Genomic DNA, 15,106 nt, shown 5'->3' on the forward strand with positions numbered 1-15,106 from the left:
ACATGCCCGACCCACGATTCCCCGACGCGGACGACAGACTCGTCACGGAGAGCGACTGCGCGCGATGTCCGGCGTTGGTGGAGTGTCGAAACCGCATCTCGTGGGGTGTCGGCCCCAGCGACGCCACGGTGTTGGTCGTCGGCGAAGCACCGGGTGCGGGAAACCCGGACGCAGAACGCTGGCAAGGCGGTAACTGGACCGGAATGTCCTACACGGCCCAGCACTCGGGACGACGCATCCGCGAAACGATGGCCACTGTGGGCTACGAAGACGACGTGTTCTACACGAACGCGGTCAAGTGCTTCCCCTCGGACGGCGAGGGGTCGAACCGGGCACCCAGCGCCGAGGAGAAGGCGAACTGTCTCGACCACCTCGTCACCGAACTCGAAACTATCGACCCCGACGTGGTGATTCCGACTGGTCGCCACGCCACCGAGAGCGTCTTGTCGCTCGACGACATCACGCTCGACGGGTTCCTCGATACGGTCCTCGAACCCGTCGAGAGCGACCGGTTCGGCTACACAATCGTTCCGCTTCTTCATCCTTCGTACCGGGACGTGTGGCTCTCGCGTCTCGGATACGAGCTAGACGAGTATTTCGAGGATTTGGCGCGGGTGTTGCCGTGAGTAGGAGAAACGGCCGAAGGTCGGTGTTAGAGTTTCATCCAGACCACACGCGTGGCGTGGAACTTCTTTTTCCGTACTTTTCCCGCATCGTGGAGTTGGTTCAGATAGTAGTTCGTCGTCGTTCGCGGGAGACCGAGAGCGTCACCAAGTTCACGTGCCGTGTACGGTTCGCCAGTTCTCATACCGTCTAGTACCTCGTTGAGGTTCATTCGAGTGGTGAACTGCCCGTCATCTTTGCGTGGTTGAGAGTCTGTTTGTGTCATGTACGCATTTGGCACGACGATACAGTCGAGAATAAATACCAATTATTGCGCAATTCGAGCGCAATTTGCGCAATCTGATGGCACGATTGCGTCCACGGGATTCAAAACCACTATCCGCAATTGACCGATTGCGAAGTCGAGAGCAATTCACCGTGGCGGTTGCACGCAATTGCGTCGCAACAGCCATTTTGTACCAGCGCGGGATCGAATCTTACAGGAGAACCACCATCCTCGACATTAGCCGATTCAGAGAACAGGTTGCGAAAGAACGGCGACAGTACCTTCTCTTCGGCCTCCTCTCCGTCGCGGTTGTGGTATCCACCGGCGTACTGACTGTCGTTCACCCGGTGGTGTTTCGCCCGTATTTCGGCGGTCTGAATCCTCTTGCCGTGGTTATGGGTGCAGTCGTTCTAGGGTTCGGACTCGTGACGCTCGTTCTCTCTCGTGGCTGGTTTGCGGTGTACACGCCCGGGCCACTCCGAGAGCGCCTCGGCCTCACCGTCTTCCTTCCGACACTTCTCGGTGCGGGGATGGCGCTGGTCGATTTCGTCGCCGTCCTCCCTGCGGATACCAACGTCCTCATCCCGGACTCGCTGCTGTTCTACCCGACGATGGGATTCGTCGTCGAGATACTCTTTCATCTCCTTCCGCTCTCGCTTTTCTTCCTCGTCGTCCCCTCACTGGCCGCAGAACCCGACCGGTCGCTTCGGGTGTGGGTCGTTCTCGTCGCAGTCGCAGTGCTCGAACCTGCCTTCCAACTCTGGTTCGGGTTTTCGGAAGCCGTTCCCCTCTGGACCACGGTGTACGTCGGCCTGAACGTCCTCGCCATCAACCTGTCCCAACTGTATCTGTTCAGGCGATACGACTTCCTCACGATGTACGCGTTCCGCCTCGTCTACTACACACTCTGGCACATCGTCTGGGGGACGGTCAGACTGGAGATACTGTTTTGACGGCGTACCGACCCATGGGACGACGCTGTCTCTCAGTATATGAGAATTTTGACATTAGATAAGCCCGCGCGTGTCGTACGTTCTCGTACAACAATAGTCGGGGGAGACACCATGGGAAGCGACAGACAGTGCCTGACGTGGGGTGCATCGTGAGCCGGTTACCTGTAGGTCGCGTGTCTGTCCTGGTTGTCACACTCATCGTACTGTTCTCAGGAGTCGCACCGAGTGGAGTAGTTGCCGGCGAGAGTGCTACGCCCACGGTGGAGGACCTCGACAGTGCATCACTGTGTCCAGCGTCCTATCCATCGGGTCAGGGGAGTTGGAGCCTCATCGCATCCAGGTCTGGAGCGGCCGATACCCCGCTGCCGAACGGCCTCCGAATCAACACCTGTCACTACTCAGAACGTGGCCAAGAGCCCATCGCCGGTGGGGAAGGCTACATCACGTTCAGTGTTCGGTGGGTCGACGCTGAGGACGTGTCAGGAAGCATCGACATCTGCGAAGTACCAGATTCGGACCCGTACGTACGGTCTGCCGACCGCGCGGTGCGGGTATCGTGGAGCGGTTGGTACAACCAGACGTACGACCCCGATGTCGTGGGAGACGCAGATGACTGGTTCGAAAAACTGGCTCAAGGGCAGATTGGACCGGACGACGCGGCAGCGCGGGCGTTCGCCCAGCAGCTCTTGGAGACAGTCGAACCACATGCAGCGCCGTGTACAGGCGTGCCGGCGTCGGGGGCGAGCGTCGAACCGATCGACACAACGAACCGGACGGAGACGGGACGGGAGATGGCCTTCGGTGGCTACGTCTTCGCCTACGACGAGCAAAACCAGTACCGAGACCTCGAAGAAGTACAGGTGATTCTGCACGTCACCGAGGGAGATGCCGTGCGGTCCTATGTGACCCACACCGACGACACGGGAATTTACGCAATCCGAGTACCCAACGTGTCCCCCCAAGCGAGCTATCAACTGGAAGTCCGGTTCGAAGACCGGGACGAGACGTTCGAACTCTACCGTCGTGGAGAGCCCACGCTCCTTCCTGTTGGGTACACCATCGCTCCCCAGTCTGTGGAGGATTTCGACATAAATGGTCTCGTCATGACACACGTCATCTTCCAAGCAGACATGGCCGACTCGGAGCCAGTTCACCTGCGTGCAGATGGGTCGACGAGTCGGCTAGCGGCAACCGATGGGGCACAGGCGTACCAGACCGCGCTCGTCTACGTTGACGCCCAGACGGCACTCGACTACGGTCGGAACCGCCTGAACGTCGACTTCGACGAGAGCCTCCCAATCTGGCTCGAAGACGTTCCTGGAGACAGTAGTTTCACCCCCGACCCCGCGAACGAACAGCTCGTCATCAGGGCACCACCACCTACCGAACGACGACAGACGGTCTACCACGAGGTGGGCCACTACGTCAACTACCGGAGCGAAATGGGCAAGAAAGACAACATAGGTCACAGACCGCCCACTGAGAGCCATCAAGGTGTGCGAAACCCTGATTCGACGGACTCCTTCGCGGAAGGGTGGGCCGGGTTCTACACTGTCCTCGTCGAGGGGCACGCAAGCAACCCCACCGGGTCTGTGTACTACACAATCGGCCGCCCAAGCAACCTCCAAGACAACACACACAGCCGGTGGCTCAGAAATCCGGACGAGAAGGTACCGGACGAGGAGTTGATCGTCGCCTCGTTGCTCTGGGACGTGATGGACGACGACACCGCCAGGCCATCACCGTTCGCCCGACAAGAACAGGGAGACGATGTCTCGTGGGGACTCTCTCGTCTCTGGGAGGCGATGCACGACCAGGAGGACCTCACCACAGTTCGCGACCTCTACGTCGTGTTGAAAGCCGAGGCTGGTGAACCCCTCCCGGGACCGAACGACCCACCGACCGACCTCGACCAGTTGTTCATCCTCCACGGCTTCTACTCAGACAATAACGGCGAGCCCGGGTGGCAACAGGGTGAGCCAATCGGATTCGCTGACGGGTACAAATCCACGGTGGACCCCACCGCCGCGTGGGACAGCGATACGCCACCACCCGGCATCCGCGAGAGCCCACCCCCCTTCGCGGGGCCCTGGCTCGACGTGACCGTCGTAGACGAAGCCGGTCGAACGATTCCGTACGACCGACTCCAGATGACGGTTGTCAGTGAGGATGCGACCAGTCAGTACGAACTGACAGCCGACGCCGACACTGGCTACTACCCGCTGGCTTTTCCCCCCGACGCCAAGGCCGTCACCGTGCAGGCTCGCCTGCCCGGATACGGAACGGGGACGTACGAACTCACCCAACAGGAGTACACAGCGGTTGGCGAAGAGAGAGGACCTGAGACAGTCGTTCCAGTGACGCTGCGCCTGCCGGAACGTCAGGTTTCTCCACTCCCGTGGGTCCAAGCTGAGCGGACATCCAACGGCACCGTCTCACTCACCTGGCCGCAACCTGACGCAGGGTCGACCGTCGTGGTCGTCCGACAGGCGGTTCGGCCGCCACAGGCGCCGAACGACGGCGTTGTCCTGTACGAGGGGGCGGGGACCAACGTCATCGACGACGTACCAGCACCCGCGTTGGGAACCTACTACGCTGTCTTCGTAGTGTCACCTGATGGTGGCGTCTCACAGCCGACTGTCGCCAGCAGTCAGGCACCGCCGTTGTCACGTGACCAGGTGGTCGCCACACTCATCGACGAGCAACAACCGCAGCAGCCAGAGTCCACGTCGAGCGGGACTGGTTCTCCCACCGCATCTGACGAGACGGAGATATTCGACGCGCTATGGCTCGGGCTCGTTGGGGTGGCAGTAGTGGTCCTTGTAGGAGGTGCGTTCGCCGTGGGATTCCTCATCCGGGGGCGAAGACGCGCAGCAGACCGGAAGTAGAGGTTCCACACTCCGACCACTCTCACATCCGGCACCACCTCGGACCGAACTTTCTTTTCCTCACCAATCGACAACTCATCCATGCCAGACTGCATCTTCTGCGCCATCGCCGGCGGCGACATCCCCGGCCGAATCGTCCACGAGACGGAACACTCGCTGGCGTTCCTCGACGTCAACCCCCTCGCACCGGGACACACACTGGTCGTGCCGAAAGACCACTACGCCCGCCTCGACGACGTGCCGGACGAGATTACGGCGGACCTCTTCCGCACCGTCGACGAACTCGTCCCCCGCGTCGAGGAGGCAGTCGACGCCGACGCGACGAACGTCGGTATCAACAACGGCCCTGCTGCGGGCCAAGAAGTCGAACACGTCCACGTCCACATCGTCCCCCGGTTCGACGACGACGGTGGCAACCCCATCCACGCCGTCGCCGGCGACGTGCCGGACCTCTCTGACGAGGAGATGGACGACATCGAAGCGACCCTCTCGGAATCGTAACTGCGAGAATCGACCACTCTCGTTTCCAGGGAGGAGTGAGTTCAGAACCTGTTCTTCGCGTATCCACACAACTCGGCTCGATTAAGTGGGAAACGGGAGGTGGAGAGGCAAGTTCCCGTGTTAGAACTGCATTCCCACGGCCGAGCTCATGGACTCGACCGTGGGAGCGGCGTAACAGCAGCATCGAACCATTACGCCAGCACCCCCTCAGTAGATCGGGCAAGGGGGACGATGGGTGTGTGCCTGTGTGTTTGTGCTGCTAGAAACCGGTGACCGCCGTGCACAGACGTGCGCGAGCGTAGGGGGCAAGGGGAGATGCCACCGGCTCCACCAGCACAGAAAGCTGTCGTCGCCACCACTGAAGAACCGTCCCAGTGATGCCGACGCATACCGAGCGACCTGCCCAAACCACGTGTTTTGACAACCCACTTCGCGAGCGTCGCCGTATCGGAGGATACGGCAGCCTGCACCGATTGACGTTCACGAAGTATAACACTGGCATCGGAAACAGTCGATTCGGGGCGTTGACACTGCTTGGACGTCAGGTTCACCAGAGCAACGACGTCAGACAGCCCCATCAATCAGTGGTCTCTCTGTTCCTGACAAAAAGTATTGCCACTAATTATTAAAATAGATATTTGAGGTTGTGAGTGAGCTCATAATTCACCAATACTCGGGGATTGAACCTTCTCCACTGCACCAGATTTTGTCTACTGAAATTTTCAATCTTGATTGTCACGAGAGGAGAGGAGGTTGAGAGGGTACTGTTATTACATCGAAGACAGGCTCGTAGGGAGTCCAAGCGAATACATATTCTGTCGGTAAACCGGTTCAATATCCTCGTAAAATGTGTGGATGTAGCTATCGATGGTTTGTCGCCGTGAATCATCACCATCGATACGATCGCCACGCATGTACTGGACAAGTTCACGTGGGATTTCGTGGTCGACCTGCCAGTAGGTACTGAATCGGTGTCGGCCATAGTGACTCGTCACTGCTCGGTGGTTGTCTGTCTCGTCGAAATCTGGCCGGAATACTGATTTCCACACGTTGTTGATTGCTTCTGTCGTTATCTGGGTCGCCGTCGTCCGACTCTGAAACACCCACGGGTCGCCAGTGTCTGGTCGAACGAGGAGGTGTTGAAGCAGTGCGCGATAGACTTCGTCATCAATCGGGAGGAGCCGCGAGCGATGTGACTTGTTGCCCGTCTCTTCGTATCGTGATGGGATGTAGACCGCCCGTGACCGCCCTGAAAGGGCGGGGTTTGATCCCAGTGTGGGATAGCCAGCGTTCAGTTCTGGATGGTCGACCGCGAGGTTGTCAAGTCGGAGTGTACTCACTTCGCCTGCGCGAAGTCCCAGTTTGAGTTGAAGGACGACGATGAGCCGGTTTCGGACGTCTGTGAGCGTCTGGACGTACGATCCAAGCTGCTTGGGTGTGAGTCGTGGTGGCGACTTCAACGGGCGGTCTGAGAGGTCTGTTGTCGCGAACACATATTCGAAAGGATCGTACCCCAATCCATGGGGGAAGACAGGGTCAGCTTGCCAGTATCGATATATTCTGCTGAGCCGGTGCAGTTTCGTCCGGACGGTACTCGGACTGAGGCCACTCGTCGTCAAACAATGCTCAACGAACGCCTCGACGTGGTGGTGAGCAGGACACGCAGGATGCCGTCCGTGTTGTCCCATGTGTTGTTTCCACTCCTCTATGAGACGGTGATACGCCGTCTGTGTCGATGGTGCTGGGTTCGTTGGTGCTAACCCGGATTGGAGGAAGATGTCGAAGGCGTCGACTGCAAGCAACTCGAACTGCTCTTCGTACGCCGCGAGTGGGTCACGATTGCGGCCAAAGGCCCGCGCAACTTCTGTTCGCGAGTTGTCCACTGACTGTTCAGTGTGGTCCATTAGTCGCCTCCTGTGCCTACTGCATCTCTATTGGTTTTTCGTGCCCACATTGCCCCTGCAGTCGGGAAGGCCGCAACCGCCATCCACGCCGGATTGTATACGTGTGGGTAGTTCGTGTGTCGCTGGAGCCAGGTATAGAACTCCTCAATTCGGACCCAGTACTCAGAATAGACTGTTTTGAGTGTCCGTGTCTCGGCGAGCGTGACGAGCCACGATTCGATATCAGATGGGTGTGCGAGGGCGTGGTGTCGATCCCGCGCTCGCATGTGAGATTTGAACGATGATCCAGCCTTTCTAAACGTTGCCTGGTAATGTGCCGAGTCGAATTCGTTGTTTCGTGTCGACACGAACACTGCCCACACATCGGTTCCTTCGAACTGCGATGTGAATCGCTCGAGGCGTGATCTGGATGGCACATCCTCGATATGTTTGTAAATCCCCATCCGCCGACGGACGTCTGTTGGTTTGCTTCGTTTCATGCGAAATCGGCCACTTCGGGCAGCCGACACCCCTGTCGGCTGCCGATAAAATCTCCTCCTCTATTCTGCCCACCAAGGGTGTACGATAGCGGGTCTACACGGCATGGGTGTAGCCGCAATAACGCAGTTGTGGCCCTCGAATTTGGGATCTGTACGGTCACATCAGACACAACCAATTCGCTCGATTTCGCTATTCTCTAGCTCTCTCTGACCGAAGTGCAGAATACAACCTGTCGCTAGATTCCAAATCAAGGGGTGGACAAAATGGCTTCATCCCCAGTACACCTCATCGTTAGTGGGGTGTATCGGCTGATTTCAGAGTTGCTGTCCACCGTGTTTCGAGGAGGATGCATCACCGATCACGACGTAGTGAGATATTTGTTATTGGTCGATTTTAGCACTTTCAGACCTTCTCTAAAGCAAAACACATGCAGCGTCACTGCTGTAGACGTGGGTGAATTGGACGGTAGTGAGACAGCACCCTTCGCGATGGCAGTCTACACCCCTGTTCGAAACACTACCTTCGGCTACACCCTTGGGATGTACAGGAGAATATAAACAACAGTCAGATTTGAGAGAGGTACTGAGTGCGTATCCTCTTCTCAATCACGTTCGCTCCTCGGGAAGTTCGTCGAAGAACGCCGGAACGATGGGAACCCGTTCCATCACGAGGGCACAACTCTCGAACGCGGTTCTCGCTTCGGCCTCTTTGTCGTTCCTTACGCTCATACTGACTGGCAGGTTGTCAAGAAAATCGGAAGAAGCGTGAAAACGAGGCCGAAGCAGTCTACGTCGCCCGGTACACGTCGCCGCGCGGTTCGTAGATGTCGCCTTTCATCTTCAGTTTCTCGAGTTGGTCGATGACCGTCTTCTCGTCCATGTTCAACTCGCTGTTGGCACGTTCGAGGACTTCCTCGTGTGGAGCACCCTCTTCGTACTCTTCTTGCATCGTGCGAATGAGTTCGAGCAGGTTCTTGATGCGGTCACGCTGCGTCTTCGACCGACCCGTCTCGACGATGTCGGCGTCGAACTCGCCCGTCTCGGGGTCCATCCCGATGTCGCGCAGGCAGGATTCGACGATGTTGGTGACGCGTTCGGCGTCTTCGCGGGTCACCTTGTCGGAGAGGCGGACGCGGGCAGATGCCTCCGAGAGACGGACGAGCGCTTCCAGTTTACGCGCCGTCACGGGGACGGGGGCGTCTTCGTCGGCACCGCGGGCACGGAAGTCGACGTAGAAGTCGCGGATGACGTTCTTCGCCTCTTCGGTCATCGTCGGGTAGCAGGTCCGCTTGGAGTAGGCGATGTACTTGCGGAGGAGTTCTGCGTCGATGTCGGGCGCGACTTCGTCCGTCACCGCGTTCACCTGGTCTTCGGTGAACTCGGAGTTGGCGACGTTCGTTCGCTGGGTGTTCAGTTCGCCGGCGTAGTTCGTCTTGAGGATGTGGTCGGCGAGTGCGGAGTCGGATTCGGGGTCCGGGTTGTCCGTGACGGTGAAGATGAGGTCGAAGCGGGAGATGAGCGCGGGTTCGAGGTCGATTTGCTCGCCGATTGGTTCGTACTGGTCGAATCGGCCGTACTTCGGGTTCGCAGCGCCGAGGAGCGAACACCGCGACTTGAGCGTCGCGTTGATACCGGCCTTGGAGACCGAAATCTGCTGTTGTTCGAGACCTTCGTGCATCGCAGAGCGGTCTTCCGGGCGCATCTTGTCGAGTTCGTCCACCGCCGCGATTCCTTTGTCGGCGAGAACGAGTGCACCCGCTTCGAGCGTCCACTGCTGGCCGTCGCCGAAGTCGTCGCGGACGGCGGCGGCCGTGAGCCCTGCGGAGGATGAACCTTTCCCGGACGTGTAGACAGACCGGGGGGCGATGTTGCGGATGTACGACAGCATTTGCGAGTTGTGCGAGACGAGGCCGTTCGAGACGTAACTGTGGGTATCTTCGACTTCGAGGTCGTACACCCACTCCTCGGACGGTTCGACGCGCTCGATAGACTCGATGCGTTCCCATCCGACGTTGCCATCGACGAGGGAGCGCAGTTCGGATACGCGGTCCGACACCGACATACCGCCGTCCGCGACAGCTAACATCTCCGTGTTTTCGGCTGTGTCGAGTGCCTCCTCGAATGCCGAGACGACGCGGGAGAGACTTTCACGGCTCGGGTTTCGGTCTCCACGTTCGTAGTGCTGGTAGGTCGACCGTGGGAGACCACACGCAGATTGCGCGAGGCCGAGTGACTCCCGAAGCTCACGGAGTTCGTCACCGACAGGGAGTACGTCGGTGTTTGTGTTTCCAGTGATATCGGCGTACTCGGCGGTTGCAATCGACTTTCGCTCGGTGACAAACCCAATTTGTTCGGCGTAGCGTGCGAAGTCGTCCCCACTGATACGGAGCCGATAGCTCTCGTTGTGTCGTGGGTGTATCTGGGAACGGATCCCAGATGCGAGCAGAAGCGTCTGGACGTCTTTGAGGAGCTCTTCACTCATCGACGCGACAGTGACTTCACGCTGGCTCGCTGAGACGTGTCCCTCTCCTTCGATGAATGCACGAAGGAACGCGCGTCCTGTTTGGGCGCTGGCAGCCAGTATCGACTCGGGAACTCGCTGGTCTGCGGAAGCCTCGAGCATCGAGGGACTGAGGTTCGAAAGGAAGCTCACGAGTTCCCCGGAACCACAGATTACCTCACGAGCGGTTTTCTCATCGTGTGGTGACCGTTCGAAGTAGTTCACTCCGAGCCGGTCGAATGCCTCCGAGACATCATCGAGGACCTTACGGTCGTTGTTCGTCACCGAGACGAATCCCGTCGAATCTTCGCGCTGCTCGACGTAGCCTTCGGCGACGATATAGCCGACCAGTCGGGCTAGCCACGGCGTCCACTCGTCTGGTAGTTCGAGCCGGATAGCATTGTTCGACTTCGACCGGCGGAATTCGACGTTTAGTTCGTCATTTCCGGCCGCGGGGAGTGAACGCGGTGCGGCGACGAACTCGCCTTCTGTCAGTCCGTCTGCACGAATGGCAGTCGTCATTCCTCGCTGGCGCGTGAACAGCGGGTGCGACGGCGTAACCGTAAGCTCACGTCCGCTACTCGTCCGAACGTGAAGCATGTGATCTGGAGCCTCTCGCTTCCAGACCTTCGTCGCCTGACGCGACGTGATCGTTCCGTCGGGGGCGAGCGATGGGACTGAGAAGTCAGCGTGGTCCCACACACCGTCGTCTATCGGTTTGGGGTCGTCGAGGTTCGACTCGACCAACTCACGAATCGGAACGTCACGCCCGTCAGCGAGTGTGATGCGAGTGTCACCGTCGACGCATTTCCCCGTCCCGGGGTCCCCTATCAGCAGCATGTGCAGGTCACCGCGAATCCGTGACCCGTCGGGAAGGTGCTTCGTGACGCCCGAGAACAGTTGGAGAATCATCGCGAGTTTCTCCTGGTCGTACCCGTAGATGGCCGGGGCCACGGAGTCGACCATCCGTTCGTAGATGTTCGGCGAGTTCGAGAGTTCGACGATTTCGGCTACGTCCTCGTCGGTGATGTCCATGTCCTCGAACTCTTCGTCCTCGATGGTGAGCGAGATGCCCTCCATGTAGTAGTCGAAGATGGGCGTCTTCTCGTTGCCCGACGACTGCTGTTCGATGTGGAGGATGCCGACGGCGGTGACGTGGTCGCCGGCGGTGACTTTCCCCGTCACGTCGTCCGAGAGGTTGATGTCGATACTCTGTGGCGTCTCGCCCCCGCGCAGGCCTTCGGGGGACTCTTGGACGCGCAGTTTCTGTGAGTCGACGAAGTTCGACTGGTCGAAGTCGATGTGGAACGGCCCCTGACGTTCACACCCTTGACACTCGTGGGGCTCTTGGAACCCACCGTCGCCCTGCGGGATGTAACTCATCGTCCCACAGCGCTGGCACTCGAACGCTGCCTCCGTAATCTTCGGGCGAACGTCCGTCGCCTTCCGGACGATTCCCTGTACGGAGATGAGCGTCCCGATGTGGTCGTCGTTGACCCGGATGTTGCGGATGTCGACGGAGTCCGGGAGGTTCCGCATCCGGACGTGTGCCTGGCCGAGTTTGACGTCAGCAGGTAGGTCGAACAGGCGAAGGGCCTCTTCGGCGTACTCCTGATACTGGCCGGGTTTGGTGATGTAGTCGTCGGCGAGTTCGGCGTCGAACGTGTACAGGTCGTCGTAGTCGATGTACAGCGACCGCTTCTCTTTCGGGTACTGTTGTGCCAGTTTGCCGATTTCCTCTCGATAGTAGTTGCGGTAGAACTGGATGAACCGCTCTGTGAGTTCTCGATTCTGCGGGGCCTGCGCCATCGCACAGGAGTATGTCCCCTACCGGTTAAGAACCTTCGTCGTTCGGACGGGTCAGCACGCTGTGAAGACAGCAACCGCCCGCCCACTCACAGCGACACGTCCGTCTCGATGTCTTCTGTCGCTTCGCGGAGGCCGTCGTTTCGGGCGTCTTCGGCCATCCGCTGTGAGAGGTCGTCGTCGGTGAGCAGTTCCGAGAAATCGTCGCGGAAGCGGTGGTTGACCCGCGTCGAGCGAATGTCCGCCGCCGCGACGGGGCGGAACTCGCGGACGAGGTCCACTGGAACGTCGAGTTTCTCGGCGAGTTCGTCGTCGTCCGCGCCCTCGACGAGGAGTTTGTCGAGTCGGTCCATGTCGAAGGGGGCGTCGCGGTCGGCGTCGCGGACGAGGTGGAGGTCGAACCGCGCTGTCCGAATCACCTCGGGTGCGACACCGAGTTCGACCGCGAGGTCCTCGTCGGCGTCGCCGTCGAAGTACCCGACGACGAGGGTTACGAGTGTGTCGTCGTCGAGGTCGGTCTCGAACTCGTAACGCTCGCGCATCGTCGACACGAGGTCGGCGACGCGTTCGCGGACTTCTTCGGGGTCGTCCACGTCGGCGAGCGACCCGCGCGACTCGGACTGCCGTTCGGTCACGGTGTCAGACCCGGTCGTCTCGATGAAGATGTCGCGGAGTTCGGCGGTCTTCTCGTCCATGTCGGATACAGGCACTGCCAGCGACTTTAATGATGCTGACGAAAACGACCGTCACTACGCGCGAGGCCGCCCGACAGGACCGGAGCGAACGTCGTCAGACCCTACTCGTAAACCGATACCTTCAATGAAGTTTACGAGACAGCGACGTGCATGGCAACCGAACACGAGTCGGTCGAACTCGTCGGCGACGAACTCGTCGGCAACGTCGCCCGTGCGGCCCTCTTTGCGGCCCTCATGGGCGCTAGCGCGTACGTATCGTTCCCCAACCCAATCTCACCGATTCCCGTGACGTTGCAGGTACTCGTCGTCTTCCTCGCGGGTATCTTCCTCGGCCCCGTGTGGGGCGGCGTCTCGATAACGTTGTACCTCGTCGCTGGTGGCCTCGGCGCGCCCGTCTTCGCCGGCGGGTCAGCCGGATTCGGTGCACTCGTCGGCCCGACTGCTGGCTACCTCTGGTCGTACCCACTCGCCGCCTCTCTCGTCGGGTTCCTCGTCCACGGAACCGAACTCGGTGACTACCGCGTCAGCACCGTCCGCCTCGTCGGCGCGATGGTCGCCGGGACTGCCGTCATCTACGCCCTCGGCGTGATTGGGTTCGCCTTCGTCCAGAACGTCGGCCTCGGTGCCGCCTTCTGGACCGCCGCCGCGGCGTTCATCCCCGCAGAGGCGTTCAAGATTGCCGCCGCCGTCGGCATCGTCCGCTCGGACGCTATCGCGGCGAACTGAGAGGAAACCACAGGTGCACACCAGATGATTCGCGTCGACGGACTCGTCCACCGCTACGGCGACACCACCGCAGTCGACGAACTCGACGTGACTATCGACGACGGCGAGTGCGTCGTCCTCGCCGGCGCGAACGGGTCCGGCAAGACGACACTCGTGCGGCACTTCAACGGCCTGCTCGAACCCGACGAGGGGTCGGTGTCGGTCAACGGCACGCCCGTCTCCGAGAACCTCGTCGCTGCGCGAACCGCCGTGGCGATGGTGTTCCAGCACCCCGAAGACCAACTCGTCGCGGCGACTGTCGGCGCCGACGTTGCCTTCGGCCCGGAGAACCTCGGTCTCGCGCGCGACGAAATCGACCGTCGCGTCCGTGATTCGCTCGCCGCGGTCAACCTCGACGGCCGTGAAGACGAACGCGTGGATGCACTGTCCGGCGGGGAAGTCGAACGCCTCGCAATCGCGGGCGCACTGGCGATGGAACCCGACCACCTCGTCTTGGACGAACCGTTCACCGGCCTCGACGAACCCGCCAGACAGTCCGTCCTCGCTCGGTTACGAGAACTCCGTGAGTCTGGGACGAGTCTCGTCGTCGTCACCCACGACTTGCGAGACGTGACCGAACTCGCGGACCGCGTGGTCGTCCTCTCCGACGGACGTGTCGCCCTCGACGACACACCAGAGAACGCCAGTGACCGCCTCGCCGACCTCGGCATCAGACCACCACCATCGTGCTGACCTACGAACCCGGTGACTCGTTCGCTCATCGTCTCGACCCGCGGACGAAACTCGCGGTACAGATTTCGTTCGCGGCGGCAGGTCTCGCGCACACTACCCCGGTCGGACTGACCGCTCTCGGCGTCGTCGCCGCGGTCAGTCTTCGCGCCGCTAACACGTCTCCAGTTTCGGCCCTCTACGCCATCCGCTACGCGGTTCCCTTCCTCGTCGTCGGCCCGGTTGTCGAAGCGGCCCGACTCGGCGCACCGTGGTTCGACCCTTCGGCCGCTGTCGACCCCGCACTCGCCAGTATTCGCGTCTTGCTCGTCTTCCTCGTCGCGGCGGCGTACGTCAGAACGACACCCATCCGCGAGTCGCGCGCGGCGATTCAGCGACTCGTTCCCGGTCGGTTCGGTGTCGCACTCGGTGTCGGCGTCGCGCTCGTCTTCCGGTTCCTCCCGCTGGTTCGGCGTGACCTGCTCCGCGTTCGGGAAGCGCAGGCCGCCCGTCTCGGCCAGACGCGACGACTCGACGAACGCCTCTCACTCGTCGCCGCCGGTGGCCTTCGTCGCGCGTTCGCGCGGGCCGATTCCCTCACCCTCGCGCTTCGTGCCCGCTGTTTCGCGTGGAATCCGACGCTCCCCGAACTCCGGTTTTCTCGATGTGACGCGCCAGTTCTCACCCTCGCCGTGTCGTTGCTCGTCAGTGTGTTTTTGTAACTCGTTTGAGTGTTGTAAACTAGAGACACGAAACGGAGAATCCGGGTGCCGCGGGGGCCTTCTCTGGGAAACGCGACAGGTCGCAAACTAGAAGACAGTGGTAAGATTTAACATCATGTTCTCCGGTGATTGATTATGGTATTTGCGGCGCAAGCGGAGGTCACCCGGGAGACCTTCTGGACTATCAGCCCGGTGGGTGAGGCCCTCTTCTACGGCCTCGCCGCTATCGCCTCCCTCGTGTTCCTCTACGGGGTGTACGACCGGTTCCTGCGCTACGCGCGCGGTGAGTCCGACCCGTTCGACCGACTCTCAGACCTTCCGGGCCGAATCGTCCG

At 60.2% G+C, this 15,106-nt stretch carries 14 protein-coding genes; 8 read left to right on the top strand and 6 right to left on the bottom strand.

The annotated features are described in order from the left end of the window. The first annotated feature begins 2 nt into the window (after window positions 1-2). Window positions 3-626 carry a uracil-DNA glycosylase gene (locus AUR66_RS05140; RefSeq protein WP_058571418.1) on the top strand — a complete coding sequence of 208 codons (624 nt, stop codon included), beginning with the start codon at window positions 3-5 and terminating at the stop codon, window positions 624-626. A gap of 26 nt (window positions 627-652) precedes the next feature. On the opposite strand, the gene AUR66_RS05145 is transcribed toward AUR66_RS05140, so the two are convergent. Next, window positions 653-808 (bottom strand): winged helix-turn-helix transcriptional regulator, encoded by a 156-nt coding sequence (locus tag AUR66_RS05145; protein ID WP_197409677.1) that lies wholly within the window; start codon window positions 806-808, stop codon window positions 653-655. A gap of 476 nt (window positions 809-1,284) precedes the next feature. Here AUR66_RS05145 and AUR66_RS05150 point away from each other — a divergent pair, with 476 nt between their 5' ends. From AUR66_RS05150 to AUR66_RS05160, 3 genes are all read left to right on the top strand, one after another. Next, window positions 1,285-1,842, top strand: a complete 558-nt coding sequence (locus tag AUR66_RS05150; protein WP_058571420.1) for a hypothetical protein — start codon at window positions 1,285-1,287, stop codon at window positions 1,840-1,842. A gap of 260 nt (window positions 1,843-2,102) precedes the next feature. Then, a complete protein-coding gene (locus AUR66_RS05155) occupies window positions 2,103-4,730 on the top strand; it encodes a hypothetical protein (RefSeq protein ID WP_157533000.1) in 2,628 nt (875 codons plus the stop codon). 81 nt (window positions 4,731-4,811) lie between these two features. Then, entirely contained in the window at window positions 4,812-5,231 is a 420-nt protein-coding gene (locus AUR66_RS05160; RefSeq protein ID WP_058571422.1) for an HIT family protein, read from the top strand. Window positions 5,232-6,001: 770 nt separating this feature from the next. Here the strand turns inward: AUR66_RS05160 and AUR66_RS05165 are convergent. The 5 genes from AUR66_RS05165 to AUR66_RS05180 form a co-directional block, all read right to left on the bottom strand. Continuing rightward, window positions 6,002-7,135, bottom strand: a complete 1,134-nt coding sequence (locus AUR66_RS05165; RefSeq protein WP_058571423.1) for a tyrosine-type recombinase/integrase — start codon at window positions 7,133-7,135, stop codon at window positions 6,002-6,004. Beyond that, entirely contained in the window at window positions 7,135-7,614 is a 480-nt protein-coding gene (locus AUR66_RS05170; protein ID WP_157533001.1) for a hypothetical protein, read from the bottom strand. The genes AUR66_RS05165 and AUR66_RS05170 overlap by 1 nt, the downstream gene beginning before the upstream one ends. Before the next feature lie 606 nt (window positions 7,615-8,220). After that, on the bottom strand, window positions 8,221-8,343 hold the full coding sequence (locus AUR66_RS23045; protein WP_269432561.1) for a hypothetical protein: 123 nt from the start codon (window positions 8,341-8,343) through the stop codon (window positions 8,221-8,223). Window positions 8,344-8,401: 58 nt separating this feature from the next. Beyond that, a complete protein-coding gene (locus AUR66_RS05175; RefSeq protein WP_058571425.1) occupies window positions 8,402-11,923 on the bottom strand; it encodes an LAGLIDADG family homing endonuclease in 3,522 nt (1,173 codons plus the stop codon). Between the two features lie 86 nt (window positions 11,924-12,009). Next, on the bottom strand, window positions 12,010-12,615 hold the full coding sequence (locus AUR66_RS05180) for a hypothetical protein (RefSeq protein ID WP_058571426.1): 606 nt from the start codon (window positions 12,613-12,615) through the stop codon (window positions 12,010-12,012). A 150-nt stretch (window positions 12,616-12,765) separates the two neighbouring features. Between AUR66_RS05180 and AUR66_RS05185 the strand changes: the two genes are divergently transcribed. The 4 genes from AUR66_RS05185 to AUR66_RS20425 form a co-directional block, all read left to right on the top strand. Next, window positions 12,766-13,341, top strand: a complete 576-nt coding sequence (locus AUR66_RS05185; protein ID WP_058571427.1) for a biotin transporter BioY — start codon at window positions 12,766-12,768, stop codon at window positions 13,339-13,341. A gap of 24 nt (window positions 13,342-13,365) precedes the next feature. Further along, on the top strand, window positions 13,366-14,073 hold the full coding sequence (locus AUR66_RS05190) for an energy-coupling factor ABC transporter ATP-binding protein (protein WP_058571428.1): 708 nt from the start codon (window positions 13,366-13,368) through the stop codon (window positions 14,071-14,073). After that, complete coding sequence (locus AUR66_RS05195) at window positions 14,067-14,771, top strand: energy-coupling factor transporter transmembrane component T family protein (protein ID WP_058571429.1); 705 nt, start codon at window positions 14,067-14,069, stop codon at window positions 14,769-14,771. Before AUR66_RS05190 ends, AUR66_RS05195 begins: the two co-directional genes overlap by 7 nt. A gap of 135 nt (window positions 14,772-14,906) precedes the next feature. Continuing rightward, a partial coding sequence (locus AUR66_RS20425) for a hypothetical protein (protein ID WP_157533002.1) occupies window positions 14,907-15,106 on the top strand: 200 nt, incomplete at its 3' end.

Source organism: Haloferax profundi, from assembly GCF_001469865.1.
GTDB lineage: Archaea > Halobacteriota > Halobacteria > Halobacteriales > Haloferacaceae > Haloferax > Haloferax profundi.